This is a genomic window from Alteromonas sp. 76-1, assembly GCF_900654235.1.
Lineage (GTDB): Bacteria > Pseudomonadota > Gammaproteobacteria > Enterobacterales > Alteromonadaceae > Alteromonas > Alteromonas naphthalenivorans.
On record NZ_LR136958.1, the window covers coordinates 3,528,101 to 3,543,429 of the forward strand.

Here is a 15,329-nt window from a genome sequence, read left to right on the forward strand (position 1 = left end):
TTAAAAGCGTGCCCCTTTACTCTGGCAAAATAGGGTACCCTCCGTCGCTTGGATCGTAACTTTCGTTGACAGGCTTCACGTAATGTTCTGTTACTTTCTCTTTGAAAACTGTACAAGAAACCAGTTTATCGATGTTTGACTCTTCATTGCCCAGCGTAGTAGTTGTCCTTACATTTCTGCCATCTTTTTTACTACGATGATCTTCACCGATAAATAAAGCAGCTTGACGTGGCGTCATTATTATATAGGTACCAAATTCTTCGTCTGGGTTATCCCCTTTGATAATATGACTAACGGTATTCGCATTAAAGCCGGTGAACAGCACGGTGCGGTTTACCCTTTGACGTGGTGAATTGGCATGATCGCTTACTGGCCATATTTCAAACCAGGTTATGTCACTGCCCAGTACCATACGAAAATAGAAATCTTCACTTTTAATTTCTTTCTTTGTGTAATTCGCTGCAAGGTTATCAAGAGATGCGGCGCGAGTGGCTGTTTTTTCGTTATAGAACTTATAAACACTAAAACTACCGCCTGTGTCAGGATCAAGATCTAACGCGTAACTGCTAATTTTTTCATCGTTAGATCGATTACCGACCCTAAACCCGTTAATTTTAAAGCTACCGTCTAACGTCTCCGCCGTCTTGGGATTACCTACCGTGAAAATGATTCTCTTTTTGTTCTTCAACAAGGGCTTTAATTTTATTGGTTTAGTCACTACACATAGGTCCTGAAAACTTCGTAACCCGAATGGCTCATCCAAAAAGTCGCCGGCTTTTTTAACTCCCACGGGAAAATCACTGAATCTGGCGTTATAATCGTAATATTCAGCTAAGCTAAACGCATCAAGTGGTTCCACATCCAACTCATAAAACCCATCGTTATTAAGGCGCACGTCGGCGTTAGCCGCAAACCCCAGCGTAAGTCCCACTGCGACGGCAATTGACTGTAGTTTGTTTACATATCTCATTATTAATCCTTATATCCAAACGGGATAGCTTTGTCGACTTTTTCGGAAATTGTAGCGCGATAGAAAATAGGCATATCTGTGTTCATTGCAGCGTATTGCACACCTGGAATAGATGACATCCAAAGTTGATTGCCTCTCATGTCTTGCTCTTTACCTGCTGCTGTTTCATTGCCAAAGAATTTCCAATTGTATTCGCGACCGAATGTGCCTTTGTCACCCATGGGGTCAATACTCCACATCGCAGGTCGAACAGGGATTTTACTTCTTCCTTTTAATCCGGTTAACACATACGTCAACAGGTTCATGCTGTCCGACATAGTGTAGGCCGTCCAGTGGTAGGGTGAGTACAAAGCGACTTCATAGGTGGCTATGCCCCTGCTATTGTTTGTTTTTTTGTGCCAGGCTTTTATTTCTTTGAGAGTATCCTTCTTAGATATACTTGCAGATTTGTTGGGAATAGGGCTCCAGAGAAACTTTTTGATAAACTTCTCTCTGGCGGTTTTGCTTTCCCATGGCTGTGTTTCTAAACCACTGTCTAGTGAGACTGCAGTGGAAAATGAAAGCATTAGCGACACTTTGTCCCATATTTCGTTTAGCGGACTAGCTGTTTTCAGTACAACGTGATGTTCCGCATCACGTTCATATGCCAGCACCATTGCACGAGCCAGAAGGCGTGCTTCATGCAAATGTCCTTCTTGTTCTAGTGTTTTTTTTGAAGCGCCAGGAAAGTAATCCTGTAATCCGGGTACTTTGGGGTCAACCATGAGTACAGTGTTGGTGTCTATGGCATGCTTTAAAATATCATCGAATCGGACATAACTGTCTTTGTCCAGTTTTCCTCTGCCTAATGAAGGTCGCCAGGTTTCTTTGTCTTTTTGTATGGTTTGGTCCCGCAGGCGCATATGTGCTAAAGACAACTCTGAAGTAGCCTCTCTTCCTTGAAATCTGACCATCATATTCATAGGTCTAAGGCTGTAGCTATCGCTGATCACGATGTCATCAAAGTCGGAATAAGCTTCCGAAGTATTAGGTATTTCAAAGTCAGTAGCATGAAGTCTGAAGTAATGACCAAGGAAGAGTTGCCAAGTTTTACCAGCATTAATTGCGTGTGAATGTTCATAATCATCTCTTTTAATATCGCCCATCATCGCCACGTCAATTTCTACAAACCGGCATTTTGCGTCAACTGTTGCAGCTTCAATAGCGCCGAATGTATTTTCAGCTTGCTGGATGGAGTGGTCTAATCCAATGGGTTTATTGGGTTTTACAATACGCTTAGGGCCCCATATACCTCGATGTGGTATGCCGATAAAATCGGCTTTGTTCTGGTACATTTGCGGTACTTTTAAGTGGTCGAGTGCGTCACAAACGGCTGGACGGTCGTAATAATCTATTCCATCTCTGTAGCAAAAATGTTCTTTATTATAAATAGTACTTAAATCAACGATATTACCATTGATGTCACGAAGACCAAGTTCAGGCGTATCCAGAGTTTGACAATCACTGTCGGCTATCGCCGGTAGTGACTGCGAGGTAATCAGCCCTACTGAAAAGGCTAATATCATTTTATGTATTTTCATAATTATCCCGTTATAAAGTAAATGTGAAACGACGTGGTGTTGCTTTTGTACTGCTTAGTTTGCGAGTGTTACCGGCTTTCGCTTTTGCTTATCTTGCAAATATTGAATAAGGAATTTAGGTTCGTCGGTTTGAATAATGGTGGCACCATGATCTATCCAAAAATCGAACACCTGCGACGGGTATTTAAGGCCCAGAATATCGTGACGACCGCCATTCCATTGCAGGGCATCTAATCGTCCACGTAGCGCATCGATGTACAGGGTGTTCATCCACAAATGGCTGTTAAATTGTTGGTTGAGGGCGCGGGTTTTTGCCGAAAAAAGAATACCGCCGTCTTTGGTTAAGTACCTGCCATCGTCGTAGTCTGGTATACCCACTACCATCTCTACTGCAGAGGGGTTTAGCTGCGTGTAAGTTGCTTTGATATCGTCAAATGACGAGATCTTTTTGTCCCGTAGCATGGGCATAAAATCTACAGTAAAGGGCAGGGAGGCCATAAGCTCGTCAATCGCCTTTCGCTGTTCGGGCGTGTCTGCTTTTCCTTTTAATATTATGTGGTCTAACACGCCCATCTTATTAGCAATCGTCAGGGTTTCGCTTAATTCGCTTAGCGCGAGTTTGGGGTCAAGGTTTACCATAATATTGCCCCGAACAAGGTCGTAGACTTGTTCAAGAGTAGGTATCTGGTGTGTAGTGACTTCGCCGGTGACTTCATCTATCAGGTGTAATTGCTGCACTTGCTGATAAGTGAGTTCGGCAATTTTTCCCGTGCCATTAGTGGTACGATCAACAGTAGCATCGTGCAAAATAACAAACCGGCCGTCTATAGTGGCTCTGACGTCCAGTTCAACCATATCTACGCCTAACTCAATGGCATATTCAATGGCCGGCAGTGAGTTTTCTGGCAGTACAATCTGGCCGTCTTCCATAAAGGCCCCACGGTGCGCGACGACAAAAATGTAGTCTTCAGACGGGGAATGCCACTGGGTCAAAACTGTTTCTATGTTGTTGGCAGATACCGGGTTAAAAACGTGTAGAACGATGAAAAATATAACAGTGCGTAGCTTGAACATAATGCTTGGTATTTCCTTATAGGCGGGTGAATTGCGCAATAAAAAAGCGGTGCCAGGGCACCGCCGTAGCTATCAGAAACGGTAAGCTGCGCCTACCCAGAACGATTTTCCATAATCACGGGTCCAGTGAATGCGCCCAGAGTTTAAGAGTCGGTCTTCAGCTTCATCGGACAAGTTACGCCCTTCGAATGACACGTTTATGCCGTTATGAAATTTGTATCTCACCCGTAAGTCGACAAAGGTTTGGCTGTCGATAAATTCGTCATAACTGGGGGACGACGCGCTAGAAGATACCTGGCGCTTGCCCTTGTAGCGAAGTGCAACGCGAATATCGAAGCGTGATGGTGTCCAAAATACACTTAAGTTGGCGATGTCTTTAGGCTGGTGAATTTGTCCATATAATTCACGTTGGCTGTCATCCGACGTTTCAATGGCAAAATCACTGGTGATGTGAGAATAATTAAGCGATAAGCCCACGTCGTCGAGATGCTCATTTAACTCGCCAAAGCTATTGATTAGCATGCCTGCCTCAATACCTTTCAGTGTAGTGTCGGTAGCGTTAGTCGGTTGCGTGGTGTTTTGCGTATACTCCAAACTATCAATAGTCACACTTTCGGTGGTTTTGCGGTTGTAGATCTCGTTATCAATTTTTTTGTAAAACAGGCCTGCAGACAGGGCAATCCCGGCTTTGGGATAGGAATAATCAAAGGCTAGGTCGATATTCTGTGCTTCCCGGGGCTTAAGGTTCGTGTTACCCGAGCTTATAGAAATACTTTGATTCGTATCATCAATGTTGCGACTGCCGCGTACGGCGAGATCATCGTATTCTGCTCGGCCCAAGGTTTCACTGTATGCTGCCCTAAGCTTTGCCCGTTCACTCAAATGATAATTCGCAGTAAGGGAAGGGAGCAGATGGTTGTAAGAACCCGATTGAGTGCGCAGAACATAATCAGGCGTAGCTGGGTCATCGTCGCTTAAACGCTGGCCACCCGTTGAGTCAACATCAGTACTTTCGTAGCGAAGTCCACCAATTAGGGTAAGATTATCTGTTGCGTAACGCCCCATAATGTATGCAGCATCAATAGTTTCTTCAACAATAAATTGGCTGCTCAACCCTTCTGTTATCTGGTTTTTTCTGTCTTCCCAGTCGGCCTTATTACTATCGAAATAGTTTAAAAAGAGTGCCGGATCGATAAATTGTTGCGGTTGGCCCGGCAACAGGTTGGGTTCGAAATAGTTAAAACCATCTGATAACACATTAGTGAGCGTGTAAGCCTTGGCATCGTCGCTACTTGGACGATAATCATGATCGAAGCTCTGATCCTGGAAGCGTTCGTCAGTACGACGGCTTATTCCTGCCTTAACACCAAATGTGTTTGCACGGGTCCAGTTTCGGGTGAAGTCGAGTTTTAGCTGTGATGCATCCTGCTCGTTAATATCCAGACGTGGGCGATAGAATTCAGGAGCAAAGAGTTCTGTATTCGTCCAATTATCTGCATTAACCAGGCTTATTACAGGGTAGTCGCCGCTGCTGTCATAGTTGTAGGCAAACGCTGCGCGATCATCTGCTTCAAAGCGTATTTGGTAGAAGGGATTTTGTCGCTCTCCGGTGGCTTTAGATGCCAAAAAATCAATATGTTGGTCATCGTCGAGTTGATATTGACCTCGAAAGGTAATACTTTTTAGCGTGTTCTCATCGCCTTGAAAGAAGTACTGACGCTGTGTTCTGGCACTGTCAACCAAACCGGTGGTGGCAGTTAAGTTATCAGGAATAGTGCCTTCACTTGAGCGGAAAATTAAGCTATCCCAGCGCTGTTCGGTATCATCTTCGGTGAATAAATACGAGGACAAGCTAAGGTAAAGCGCGTCGTTATTACTGAGATATTCCAGCTTTAACAGCGCGCCTTTACGTTCGATTTCGTTGTTGTACTGGTAAGTTTGATTGCCGTGAGGAATTTCGACACTGTCTTCAATGCCTTCTTCATATAGCCTGGTGGTATATTGCTCTGTTTCGCCCGCATCGTTGAGCCGCTCGCCAAGTACACGGTATTCATTGTAGGCAACGCCTGGCAGCCAAGTATCGCCGTTGGATTTTAAATAGCCAGCCGAAACGACAACACCAAATTGACCACCTTTACCGAAGGTATTGGCAAAAGTGAAGTTCGCACGAGAGCTTAAATCGCCGCCCGCAGGGGTTTCGTCGTGGTCGTATTTTCCCAACGAGCCGCGTGCGAAGAAGTAAGCTGAGTTGTAATCAAAGGCACTGCGTGTTTTTACATTAATGTTGCCGCCAATGGCGTTGGCATCCATTTCTGCGGTGAAGCTTTTGGCAACAGTTGTGGTATCAATTACACTTGATGGAATAACACTGAGTTGCGTTGCACGGCCATTTTTACGGGTAGATGGAACAATAGCGCCATCGATTGACAAATAATTGAAGTCGGAACGCATACCGCGTACCACGACGAATTCCGCGTCACCATTTCTGTCTTCCGTTGAAACACCGGTTACACGAGAAATGGCTTCTGCTACCGAGAAATCTGGCAATGCGCCAATTTCATCTGCCGATATAGCATCAACTATATTTTCCGATGCATATTTTATCGCAGCCGCCCTTTGGTTTTGGAGCCGCGTACCGGTTACTGTTACCACCTCTGTTTGCTCGCTTGCTTGTGTTGCCTGCATATCGTCAGCAAAGGTCGCCTGATGTGTAAAGGCAAGCCCCATGGCTACTGAAAGTGTACTTATCCTAAACGCCGTGTTCATAACTCATCTCCGTGAATTGCTATCTGGTATTGAATGTGAATTTATTGGGAGCATCGTAAACAAGATTTGTGACACTAACATTAAGTTAAGTTAACTTAATTTATATTTGCGCATTTCCTAACAGACCAAATTGCTCTACACTGATCAGTAAATCGCAGTGACGAATTAACTGAGCCAGAGGCGAAATGCAGGGTATTGAACTAAGTAACAGCGAACGCTTAATTTTGGAAATCATTAGGCGGGAAAGAACCAGTACTCGTGTGGAGGTAGCTAAACGTCTTGATTTTTCAAAGGTACAGGCCACAAACCTGGCTAAGTCACTACTAGATAAAAAACTGATTATTGACCAGGCTTCGCCATCCGGTGCCAGGGGGCAGCCGGTTAAAATGATTCGCTTAAATGCAGACGCTTTGTATTCTGTAGGGGTGACGTTTACCGGGGCATATATGGAAATTGCACTGGTAGATTGGACCGGCGTAATTAAGGTGAGTGACTCAGTGAAGCTTCAAAGCCAGCATTCTCTCGATGCCTTGTGTCAGTCTATCGCAGAATTTATTGAACAAAAGTTGAAACCTAACTCCGTTGCCAGAAAAAAATTTTACGGGGTGGGCATTTCCATTCCCGGCGATTTTACCTACGCACGGAGAAAAATGAATGCCGTGTATTTTCCTGAACTTGAAGACGTTGATTTAATGTCGGCATTTTCATCACGCCTCGATTATCCGGTTTACATTGAAAATGATGGTACCTGTGCTGCATGGGGGGAGTCAGTCGCTGGTGCCGGGAATGCGTTTGATCATTTTGTGTTTGTTCATATAGGTCATGGTATTGGTGGTGGAATTATTATTGACCGACGTGTTTACAGAGGCCGAAACGGCAATGCCGGCGCATTTGGTGCGCCTTTTCCACATCTAGACCAATCCCGCCCATCCGGTGCAGATTTACTCAAGACGCTGCGCTCCCATGGCATTGAAGTCGACGATTTTGCTGAATTGCGTGCCCTGTCTGTAGATACCTGTGAACCGTTAAAAGCCTGGCTAAAAGGTGCTGCTGAACAATTGGCTCAGCCGTTAACAGTTCTTGCCCGTGCATTAGATCCCCAGGCCATAATTATTGGGGGGCGTCTGCCTCTGGATATTCTGCAGGCATGGCTTCCTTATATTGATAACGACAAATTTTGTCAGTTTGATAAGCATAAGCTACCCGTACCGGAACTGATTGCCAGTAAATTGGGTGATTTAGGCGGCGTGGTGGGGGCGTCGCAGTTGTGTTTCGAGCACAGTATTTTTGCCAAGCAAACGTTTTAACTTTGCATCGGTGTCGTTCACAAAACTGTTATCCGTTGCCGCTAAGATAATGGTTTAATTTAACAACAACCTGTAACGATAAGTGCAGGTGACAGCTGGTAAATTGGAATTGTCGTGACTTTTAGTCCTCTCTCTCGAGCTCAGTCCTTTGGTTATGCCGGTGGTAATTTTGGCAAAAACATTGTTGCCAATACCTTGGGCTATTTTTTGTTAATTTACATCACGGATGTACTGGGAATAGACCCCAATTTAGCAGGTATCATTGTTCTCGTCGCGCTGGTTGTTGACGCTGTACTCGACCCCCTCATTGGTTGTTTGTCAGATCGCAAACACAGTCCTCGCTTTGGTAAATATGGCCGATATATTGTTTTCGGCGCGCCATTATGCTCACTGAGTTTTGTTGCTATTTTTTATTTACCATTAGTGAGTGATAGCCCTGTTACCACATTGTTAGCATGCCTTTTGCTGTTCAGGGCGAGTTATACGCTCATTGACTTGCCTCACAATGCATTGCTGTCTCGGATCAGTGAGAACAGTCGTGAGCGCGCCCATCTTGCAACGTTGCGGTTTTTCTTCAGCTCGGTTGGGTCCTTGTGCGTCACCGTGGCAGCATTCCAACTGTTTGACAGTACAACGTCACTGGCACAAGCAACGTTATTTCAGCAGTTTTCTGTATTTGCCGCGTGTTGTTCGTTAATCGCAGTATGGTTGTCTTGGTATACGGTGCGCAAGCGTGATATCTGTGCCAGTCAAGGTGTACTTAACTTGTCACAGCAAATGCAGGGGCTTAGGTTTATTTTTACTGATAAGCACGCCATCATCATTCTAATCGCGAGCTTTTTCTGTGCACTTACTGTGCCTGTGTTCACAAAGAGTTTCAGTTATTTTTGTAAATACAATCTCAATGATCAAAGCCTCATTGCCGAGGGATTAACGCTGATGGTAATCGCTCAAACGGTATCCACGCCTGCATGGTCTTTTTTATCGACCCGATTTGAAAAGCACCATACGTTGATTGCTGCCCACGGGCTTAGCGTTTTATCAATGGTGTATTTTTTATTTTTAGTTACCGGCGACAGTACAAATTTTACGGTAGGGTGCCTGTTAGTTGGCACTGCAGCTGGTGGTTTATGGTCAGTTATTTGGGGAATGGCACCCGACGTAATTGACAAAGTAAATTGCGAAACGAACATTCGTTCAGAAGCGATATTTATTGCGATGGTCGTTGTGCTTATGAAGGTAGGTCACGGTCTTGGGGCCACCCTGTTAGGTTATGTACTTACTCAGGCAGGGTATGTAGCAAACGCTGTGCAAAATGAGGCCGTACTTGAGGCTATACGATGGGTAATGTTTAGTTTTCCTGCATTTGGCGCGATCATTTGTGTCGCGAGTTTAAGTCAATATCGTCTTGGACACGCTCGGCACGAAAAGATCCAGGCGATATTACAAGAGCGACGGATCCTAAACAACGCGGTAAGAGCGAACTGATAAACTACTGCGAACTTCTTCTTAACGCTTTATTTAATTCTCTTGATGCCACTTTACCTTCGGCTGCGCTCACGGTTGGGCCACCATACTCACAATGTTCAAAATAAGCTGTAACAACGCGAAATGGTGCCAGTGCTATGGGTGAAAGCTCGGTTTCCAGCGTACCAGTAGTTCAGCCGGACTTTGGTTTTTCCGCGCAATATTGCATTGACGGTATAACTGACCTGTAGCCCCGAGGTAAAGTTTATAATGGGGCGACCGGCTTTTGCGTCGCCAGTCAGGTAAGAAGTAAAGTGCCAGTGCACTGAGAATGGCAAGCACTATCACAATTCCCAGCAATGATAGTTTCCGTGGTGAGAGATCGCCTAACAGATCGGAGAAAAAGGCATTTTGTTTTTCGCTGTTAAAGCCCAAAAAACCATTTACCCCCCAAGAAATCCATTTGTGCAGAGAGTGTTCTGAAAAAGGCAAAGGCTTCTAAGTGGTCTAAACCTGTAAAGGGGTGCTCCCCATTAACTCACCGGAAAACCGAGCTGCTTCTTCAAAACCAGCGCTGATCCGACTTGGGGCAACCTGAGTGGTCGGGTCAAAAGTTTGCCATCCAGTGTCATCCAACCAGGCTTCTACCCAAGCGTGGGCATCGTATTGATAAACATCAATGGTGGTATCGTTTATTTGCTTACCGCCCTGGTAAGATGACACTACCCGTGCTGGGATCCCCGCAAGCCTGAAGGCGTATGCCATTGCGCTGGCGTAGTGGGCACAAAAGCCAGCTTTATGGGTAAACAAAAAGTTATCGATGGGGTTATAAGGCATGGCAGACGGCGCCAGGGTGTACTCAAATTTATTTTCCTTAAAAAAATTCATTATTGCATAGGCATAGGCTTCGTTATCAGGATAACGAGCACGAAGGTCTTTTGCCCATAGTTGAGTTTGTGTATTTGTCTGCACTGGAGCCTGTAAATTTACCCGGTTATCAATTGATACAATGCCTTGATCGCGAAGGGTGTCTGGATATCAGTTTACCGTATAGGAAAAACGACTAAACAAAGGTTGGTTAGCAACCATATGATAGTTCCATCCCTGAATGATGTCTCGCTTGCTTTCTTCCGAGGCCGGCACAGCGGGTATCCAGTGCATATAGCCAGCGCTGTTGTGTGGGCTCACTGATAACTTCGTATCTACAAGGTTTACCTTAGAAATTCTTCAAACTCTTTTTCTACGTGCTTTGGCAATGACTTCCCTTGATGTGAAAGCTGCTCCAGAAATTCAGGATAGTGACGTTCGACTAATTGATACAGCAATGTCTGCTCTGGCCGATGTCGTTTATAGGTATGAGAGTGATCTGCTAGCAAGGTTGTCCTTACCAAATTTTGGCACATCAGTGTGCAGGCGATCTTCGTGTTAGTCTGCTGACCTTGGAGATGGAAACTCATTGCGAAGGTCCGGAATACGTACACAGCAGCCGACAAAACACTATCACTCAAAGTGTATAAACTGGCACAAAAAAGCGAGCCAAATGGCTCGCCTTCCACATAATTCAGCACTAAAAGCAACGCTGCTAACTCAAAAACAATCTAAGCCCCTACCCCTCAATGTAACTCTCAATACTAGGGCAAGAACAAATCAAATTCCTATCACCAAACACATCATCAATGCGGTTAACCGACGGCCAGAATTTGTTTCTGTGTACTTCTGGTACTGGGTACGCCGCTAGGTTACGGTCGTAGCTGCGGTTCCAGTCGCTGTCACAAATATCGGCTAGCGTATGTGGTGCATTGTGTAACGGGTTGTCGGTGGCATCCCACTCGCCGCTTTCTACTTTCGCCACTTCTTGGCGAATGCTTATCATGGCGTTCACGAAGCGGTCTAGCTCGTATTTAGCTTCCGATTCAGTCGGCTCAATCATGAGTGTACCCGCTACTGGGAAGCTCATGGTTGGCGCGTGGAAACCGTAGTCATTCAAGCGTTTTGCTATGTCTACTTCGGTTACACCGCTGGCTTCTTTTAATGGGCGTAAGTCAATAATACATTCATGCGCTACGCGGCCGTTTTGGCCTTTGTACAATACGTTGTAGTGCCCTTCTAACGCTTTGGCTACATAGTTGGCGTTAAGTATGGCTACTTCGGTTGCCTTACGTAGGCCAGCCGAGCCCATCATTTTAATATACATGTAGCTTATTGGCAGAATAGAGGCACTGCCCCACGGTGCTGCTGAAACCGCTCCGCAGTCTTTACCGGCTGTTTCAATATTCACTACCGTGTGGTTTGGTAAGAAAGGCGCAAGGTGCGACTTAACACCAATTGGCCCCATACCTGGGCCGCCGCCACCGTGTGGAATACAGAAGGTTTTGTGTAAGTTTAAGTGCGATACGTCTGAGCCAATATAACCAGGTGACGTAATGCCCACTTGCGCGTTCATGTTCGCGCCATCCATATACACTTGGCCGCCGTACTGGTGCACAATTTCACACATTTCACGAATGGTTTCTTCGTACACACCGTGGGTAGATGGGTAAGTGATCATAGCGCACGATAAGTTATCGCCCACTTCTTCGGCTTTCTTGCGAAGGTCGTCTAAGTCTACATTACCGTTGTTGTCACACTTTACTACCACTACATTTAGGCTAACCATTTGTGCCGAAGCGGGGTTAGTACCGTGTGCTGAACTTGGTATTAAGCATACGTTTCTGTGCCCTTCGCCGCGGCTTTCATGGTAACGCTGAATGGCCAACAAGCCTGCGTATTCACCCTGTGCGCCTGAGTTAGGTTGCATAGAAAGGTTGTCGTACCCCGTTACGTTAATTAACCACTCGGCTAGCTCGGCAATCATTTCTTGATAGCCTTCTGCTTGATTCAGTGGTGCAAACGGGTGAATTTGGCCGAACTCTGCCCAGGTTACGGGGATCATTTCCGCTGTAGCGTTTAGCTTCATGGTGCACGAACCCAATGAAATCATTGAGTGGTTCAAGGCTAAATCTTTATTCTCTAGGCTTTTAATATAACGCAGCATCTCAGTTTCTGAATGGTACTGGTTAAACACTTCGTGCGTAAGAATATCGCTGGTGCGTAGTAGGTTTTCTGGAATAGCGCTAGCAGGCTGCGTGGTTACATCAGCATCTAGTGCTTCTACGCTTAGGCCGTGGTCGCTGCCTAGAATAACGTTAAATAAGGTAGCAATGTCTTCACGGGTAGTGGTTTCATCAATTGAAACCCCTACTGCGCCTTCTAAATCGGCACGTAGGTTTAGGCCGTGTTCGTAGCCTTTGTTTAGTACAGCGTCTTTGTTATCTACCAATACGGTTAGGGTATCGAAGTAGGTGCTGTGCTTAAGGGCTACACCCTTGTTTGTAAGCCCTGCCGCTAAAATATTGGTTAAGCGGTGTATGCGCTGAGCAATGGTTTTTAAGCCTTTAGGGCCGTGGTATACGGCGTAAAAGCTGGCCATGTTAGCTAGCAATACTTGCGCGGTACAAATGTTCGAGTTGGCTTTTTCGCGGCGAATATGTTGCTCGCGAGTTTGCAATGCCATACGTAGTGCTGGGCGGCCGCGAGTATCTTTACTTACGCCAATAATACGGCCAGGCAATGAACGCTTGTAGCTGTCGCGTGTGGCGAAGAAGGCAGCATGTGGGCCACCGTAACCCATTGGCACACCAAAGCGTTGTGCGCTACCTAGGGCAACGTCTGCGCCTAGTTCACCGGGCGATTTTAATAACACCAAGCTCATTAGGTCGGCGGCTATTGCCACTATGCCTTTTTTCGCTTGTACTGCGGCAATAATGTCTGAAATATCGCTAACTTCACCGGTAGTGCTTGGGTATTGCAGTAACGCACCAAATACATCGTGATCGGCAGCTTCGCTAGCTGGGCCGGTAATAATACCAAAACCAAACATTTCAGCGCGTGTGGCTACTACGTCGTGAGTTTGTGGGTGTACGTCGTCGGCAATAAAGTAACTGCTGGCTTTTTTGTTTTTCGATACGCGCTTTGCCAGTGACATGGCTTCAGCGGCGGCGGTGCCTTCATCAAGTAATGAAGCAGACGCTAGCTCTAAACCGGTTAAATCAATGGTTAACTGTTGGAAGTTAAGAATAGCTTCTAAACGGCCTTGGGCAATTTCTGGCTGATACGGGGTGTAGGCGGTGTACCAACCTGGGTTTTCCAATACATTGCGCAAAATAACGTTAGGTACGTGGGTGTCGTAATAGCCCATACCAATGAAAGATCGGTTCACTACGTTTTTGCCAGCAACTGTTTTTAATGCGGCTAGTGCATCTACTTCTGTAGCCCCTTCGCCTACTTTTAGCGGCTCGGGTAGCGCTATGCCAGCCGGAACGGTTTGCGCAATTAAATCGTCTAACGATGTTGCGTCAATGGCCGACAGCATTTGTTGAATTTCTTCTTCGCCTGGGCCTACGTGGCGGCGAATGAATGCGTCTTTTTGCTCTAGTTGAGCTAATGTAGGAGAAGTATTCGACATAACGTTGTTAAGCACTCGCAATGTATTGCCCCGAAAGGCAGGATAAAACACAAATAAAAACGTAAAGATAAAAAGGGGCCAATTAGAAGCCCCTTTTTAATTATTACTGGTTACTACGCTCCGGTTTAGAAGCAACTAACGAATTATTCTTCGTCAATGCTGTTTTCGTAACCGTCAGCGTCTAACAAGCCTTCAACTTCTTCGGCATCATCAGCTTTAATTTTGAATAACCAGCCATCGCCGTAAGGGTCTGAGTTTACAAGCTCTGGTGAATCTTCTAGGTCTTCATTAACGCCAACGACTTCGCCGCTAATAGGCGCGTAAACGTCTGAAGCCGCTTTTACCGATTCAGCAACAGCGATATCGTCGCCAGTACTTACGGTGTCGCCAACGTCTGGCAGTTCTACAAATACCATATCGCCAAGCAAGCCTTGAGCGTGCTCAGAAATACCTACTGTGAATACCCCGTCACCTTCTGGGCGAACCCATTCGTGGGTAGATGCGTAACGTAAATCTGTTGGAATGTTGCTCATAATCGTTCCTGTTATTCTCTGTTAACTTATAAAACACTTTTTCCGTTGCGAACAAAGGAGGGCTTAACCACTTTTACTGTAACCCACTTTTTGCGCATTTCCACCTCAACAGTTTCGCCAACATCTGAAGGTACTCGTGCTAACGCAACAGAGTGGCCTAATGTAGGTGAAAATGTGCCCGAGGTAATAATGCCTTCGCCGCTTTCGGTTTTAATTTTTTGACCGTGGCGCAACACGCCTTTATCTGTCATAACCAAGCCAACTAACTTGTCGGTACCGGCTTCACGCTGTGCTTCTAGTGCGCTGCGGCCAACAAAGTTACGGTCGCTTGGTTCCCACGTAATGGTCCAAGCCATGTTAGCGGCTAGTGGCGATACGGTTTCATCCATATCTTGGCCGTACAAGTTCATGCCTGCTTCTAAACGAAGGGTGTCACGTGCACCTAAACCGCAAGGTTTAACGCCTGCGTCTAGCAAGTCTTGCCAGAAGCCTGCGGCTTGCGCGGTTGGTACCATAATTTCGTAGCCTGCTTCACCGGTGTAACCCGTAGTAGCAATAAATAAATCTTCAGCTTGTACACCGAAAAATGGCTTCATGCCTGCTACCGCTTCTTTTTGCGCGGCGCTGAAAAGCGTTGCGGCTTTTTCTTTGGCGTTGGGGCCTTGCACGGCAATCATGGCAAATTCTGGGCGTTCGGTAATAGATACGTCAAAACCTTCGGCGTTGCTATTAAGCCAGTTCATGTCTTTTTCGCGTGTGGCTGAATTTACTACTAGGCGATAGTTAGTTTCATCGAAGTAATAAACAATTAAATCATCTACCACGCCGCCTTCTTCATTAAGCATGCCGCTGTATAGCGCTTTGCCTTTTACTTGAAGTTTGGCCACGTCGTTGGCAAGAAGGTGTTGAAGATATGCTTTGGCTTGTGTGCCTTTTACATCAACAATGGTCATGTGCGACACGTCGAACATGCCTGCATCTTGACGAACTGCGTGATGCTCTTCTATTTGAGAACCATAGTTAATTGGCATATCCCAGCCAAAGAAATCAACCATTTTGGCACCAGATTCTAGGTGCTTGGCATGTAGGGCGGTGGTGTTAGACATTCCACTTTCTCTTAGGTAAGGG

At 45.8% G+C, this 15,329-nt stretch carries 12 protein-coding genes; 2 read left to right on the top strand and 10 right to left on the bottom strand.

Annotated elements, in window-relative coordinates:
• Positions 1-16: 16 nt before the first annotated feature.
• The 4 genes from ALT761_RS15230 to ALT761_RS15245 form a co-directional block, all read right to left on the bottom strand.
• Entirely contained in the window at positions 17-970 is a 954-nt protein-coding gene (locus ALT761_RS15230) for a hypothetical protein (RefSeq protein ID WP_129739825.1), read from the bottom strand.
• Positions 971-972: 2 nt separating this feature from the next.
• Complete coding sequence (locus tag ALT761_RS15235) at positions 973-2,550, bottom strand: hypothetical protein (RefSeq protein ID WP_129739826.1); 1,578 nt, start codon at positions 2,548-2,550, stop codon at positions 973-975.
• A gap of 54 nt (positions 2,551-2,604) precedes the next feature.
• Complete coding sequence (locus tag ALT761_RS15240; RefSeq protein ID WP_129739827.1) at positions 2,605-3,624, bottom strand: glycerophosphodiester phosphodiesterase family protein; 1,020 nt, start codon at positions 3,622-3,624, stop codon at positions 2,605-2,607.
• 72 nt (positions 3,625-3,696) lie between these two features.
• Positions 3,697-6,390, bottom strand: a complete 2,694-nt coding sequence (locus ALT761_RS15245; protein WP_129739828.1) for a TonB-dependent receptor — start codon at positions 6,388-6,390, stop codon at positions 3,697-3,699.
• A gap of 185 nt (positions 6,391-6,575) precedes the next feature.
• On the opposite strand from ALT761_RS15245, the gene ALT761_RS15250 reads away from it, so the two are divergent.
• Both ALT761_RS15250 and ALT761_RS15255 read left to right on the top strand, forming a co-directional pair.
• A complete protein-coding gene (locus ALT761_RS15250; protein WP_129739829.1) occupies positions 6,576-7,697 on the top strand; it encodes an ROK family protein in 1,122 nt (373 codons plus the stop codon).
• 114 nt (positions 7,698-7,811) lie between these two features.
• A complete protein-coding gene (locus tag ALT761_RS15255; RefSeq protein ID WP_172602903.1) occupies positions 7,812-9,185 on the top strand; it encodes an MFS transporter in 1,374 nt (457 codons plus the stop codon).
• A 486-nt stretch (positions 9,186-9,671) separates the two neighbouring features.
• On the opposite strand, the gene ALT761_RS15260 is transcribed toward ALT761_RS15255, so the two are convergent.
• The 6 genes from ALT761_RS15260 to gcvT all read right to left on the bottom strand — a co-directional run bounded on the left by ALT761_RS15260 (position 9,672) and on the right by gcvT (position 15,307).
• Complete coding sequence (locus ALT761_RS15260) at positions 9,672-10,136, bottom strand: transglutaminase-like domain-containing protein (protein WP_172602904.1); 465 nt, start codon at positions 10,134-10,136, stop codon at positions 9,672-9,674.
• A gap of 66 nt (positions 10,137-10,202) precedes the next feature.
• Positions 10,203-10,352: a hypothetical protein gene (locus tag ALT761_RS20665; protein ID WP_172602905.1), complete on the bottom strand. Its 150-nt coding sequence runs from the start codon at positions 10,350-10,352 to the stop codon at positions 10,203-10,205.
• A 23-nt stretch (positions 10,353-10,375) separates the two neighbouring features.
• Complete coding sequence (locus ALT761_RS15265; RefSeq protein ID WP_232043473.1) at positions 10,376-10,540, bottom strand: hypothetical protein; 165 nt, start codon at positions 10,538-10,540, stop codon at positions 10,376-10,378.
• 230 nt (positions 10,541-10,770) lie between these two features.
• A complete protein-coding gene (gene gcvP / locus ALT761_RS15270; RefSeq protein ID WP_129739832.1) occupies positions 10,771-13,668 on the bottom strand; it encodes an aminomethyl-transferring glycine dehydrogenase in 2,898 nt (965 codons plus the stop codon).
• Positions 13,669-13,811: 143 nt separating this feature from the next.
• Positions 13,812-14,201, bottom strand: coding sequence for a glycine cleavage system protein GcvH (gene gcvH, locus ALT761_RS15275; protein ID WP_129739833.1), 390 nt, complete (start codon positions 14,199-14,201; stop codon positions 13,812-13,814).
• A 26-nt stretch (positions 14,202-14,227) separates the two neighbouring features.
• Positions 14,228-15,307, bottom strand: coding sequence for a glycine cleavage system aminomethyltransferase GcvT (gene gcvT / locus ALT761_RS15280; protein WP_129739834.1), 1,080 nt, complete (start codon positions 15,305-15,307; stop codon positions 14,228-14,230).
• Positions 15,308-15,329 lie beyond the last annotated feature (22 nt).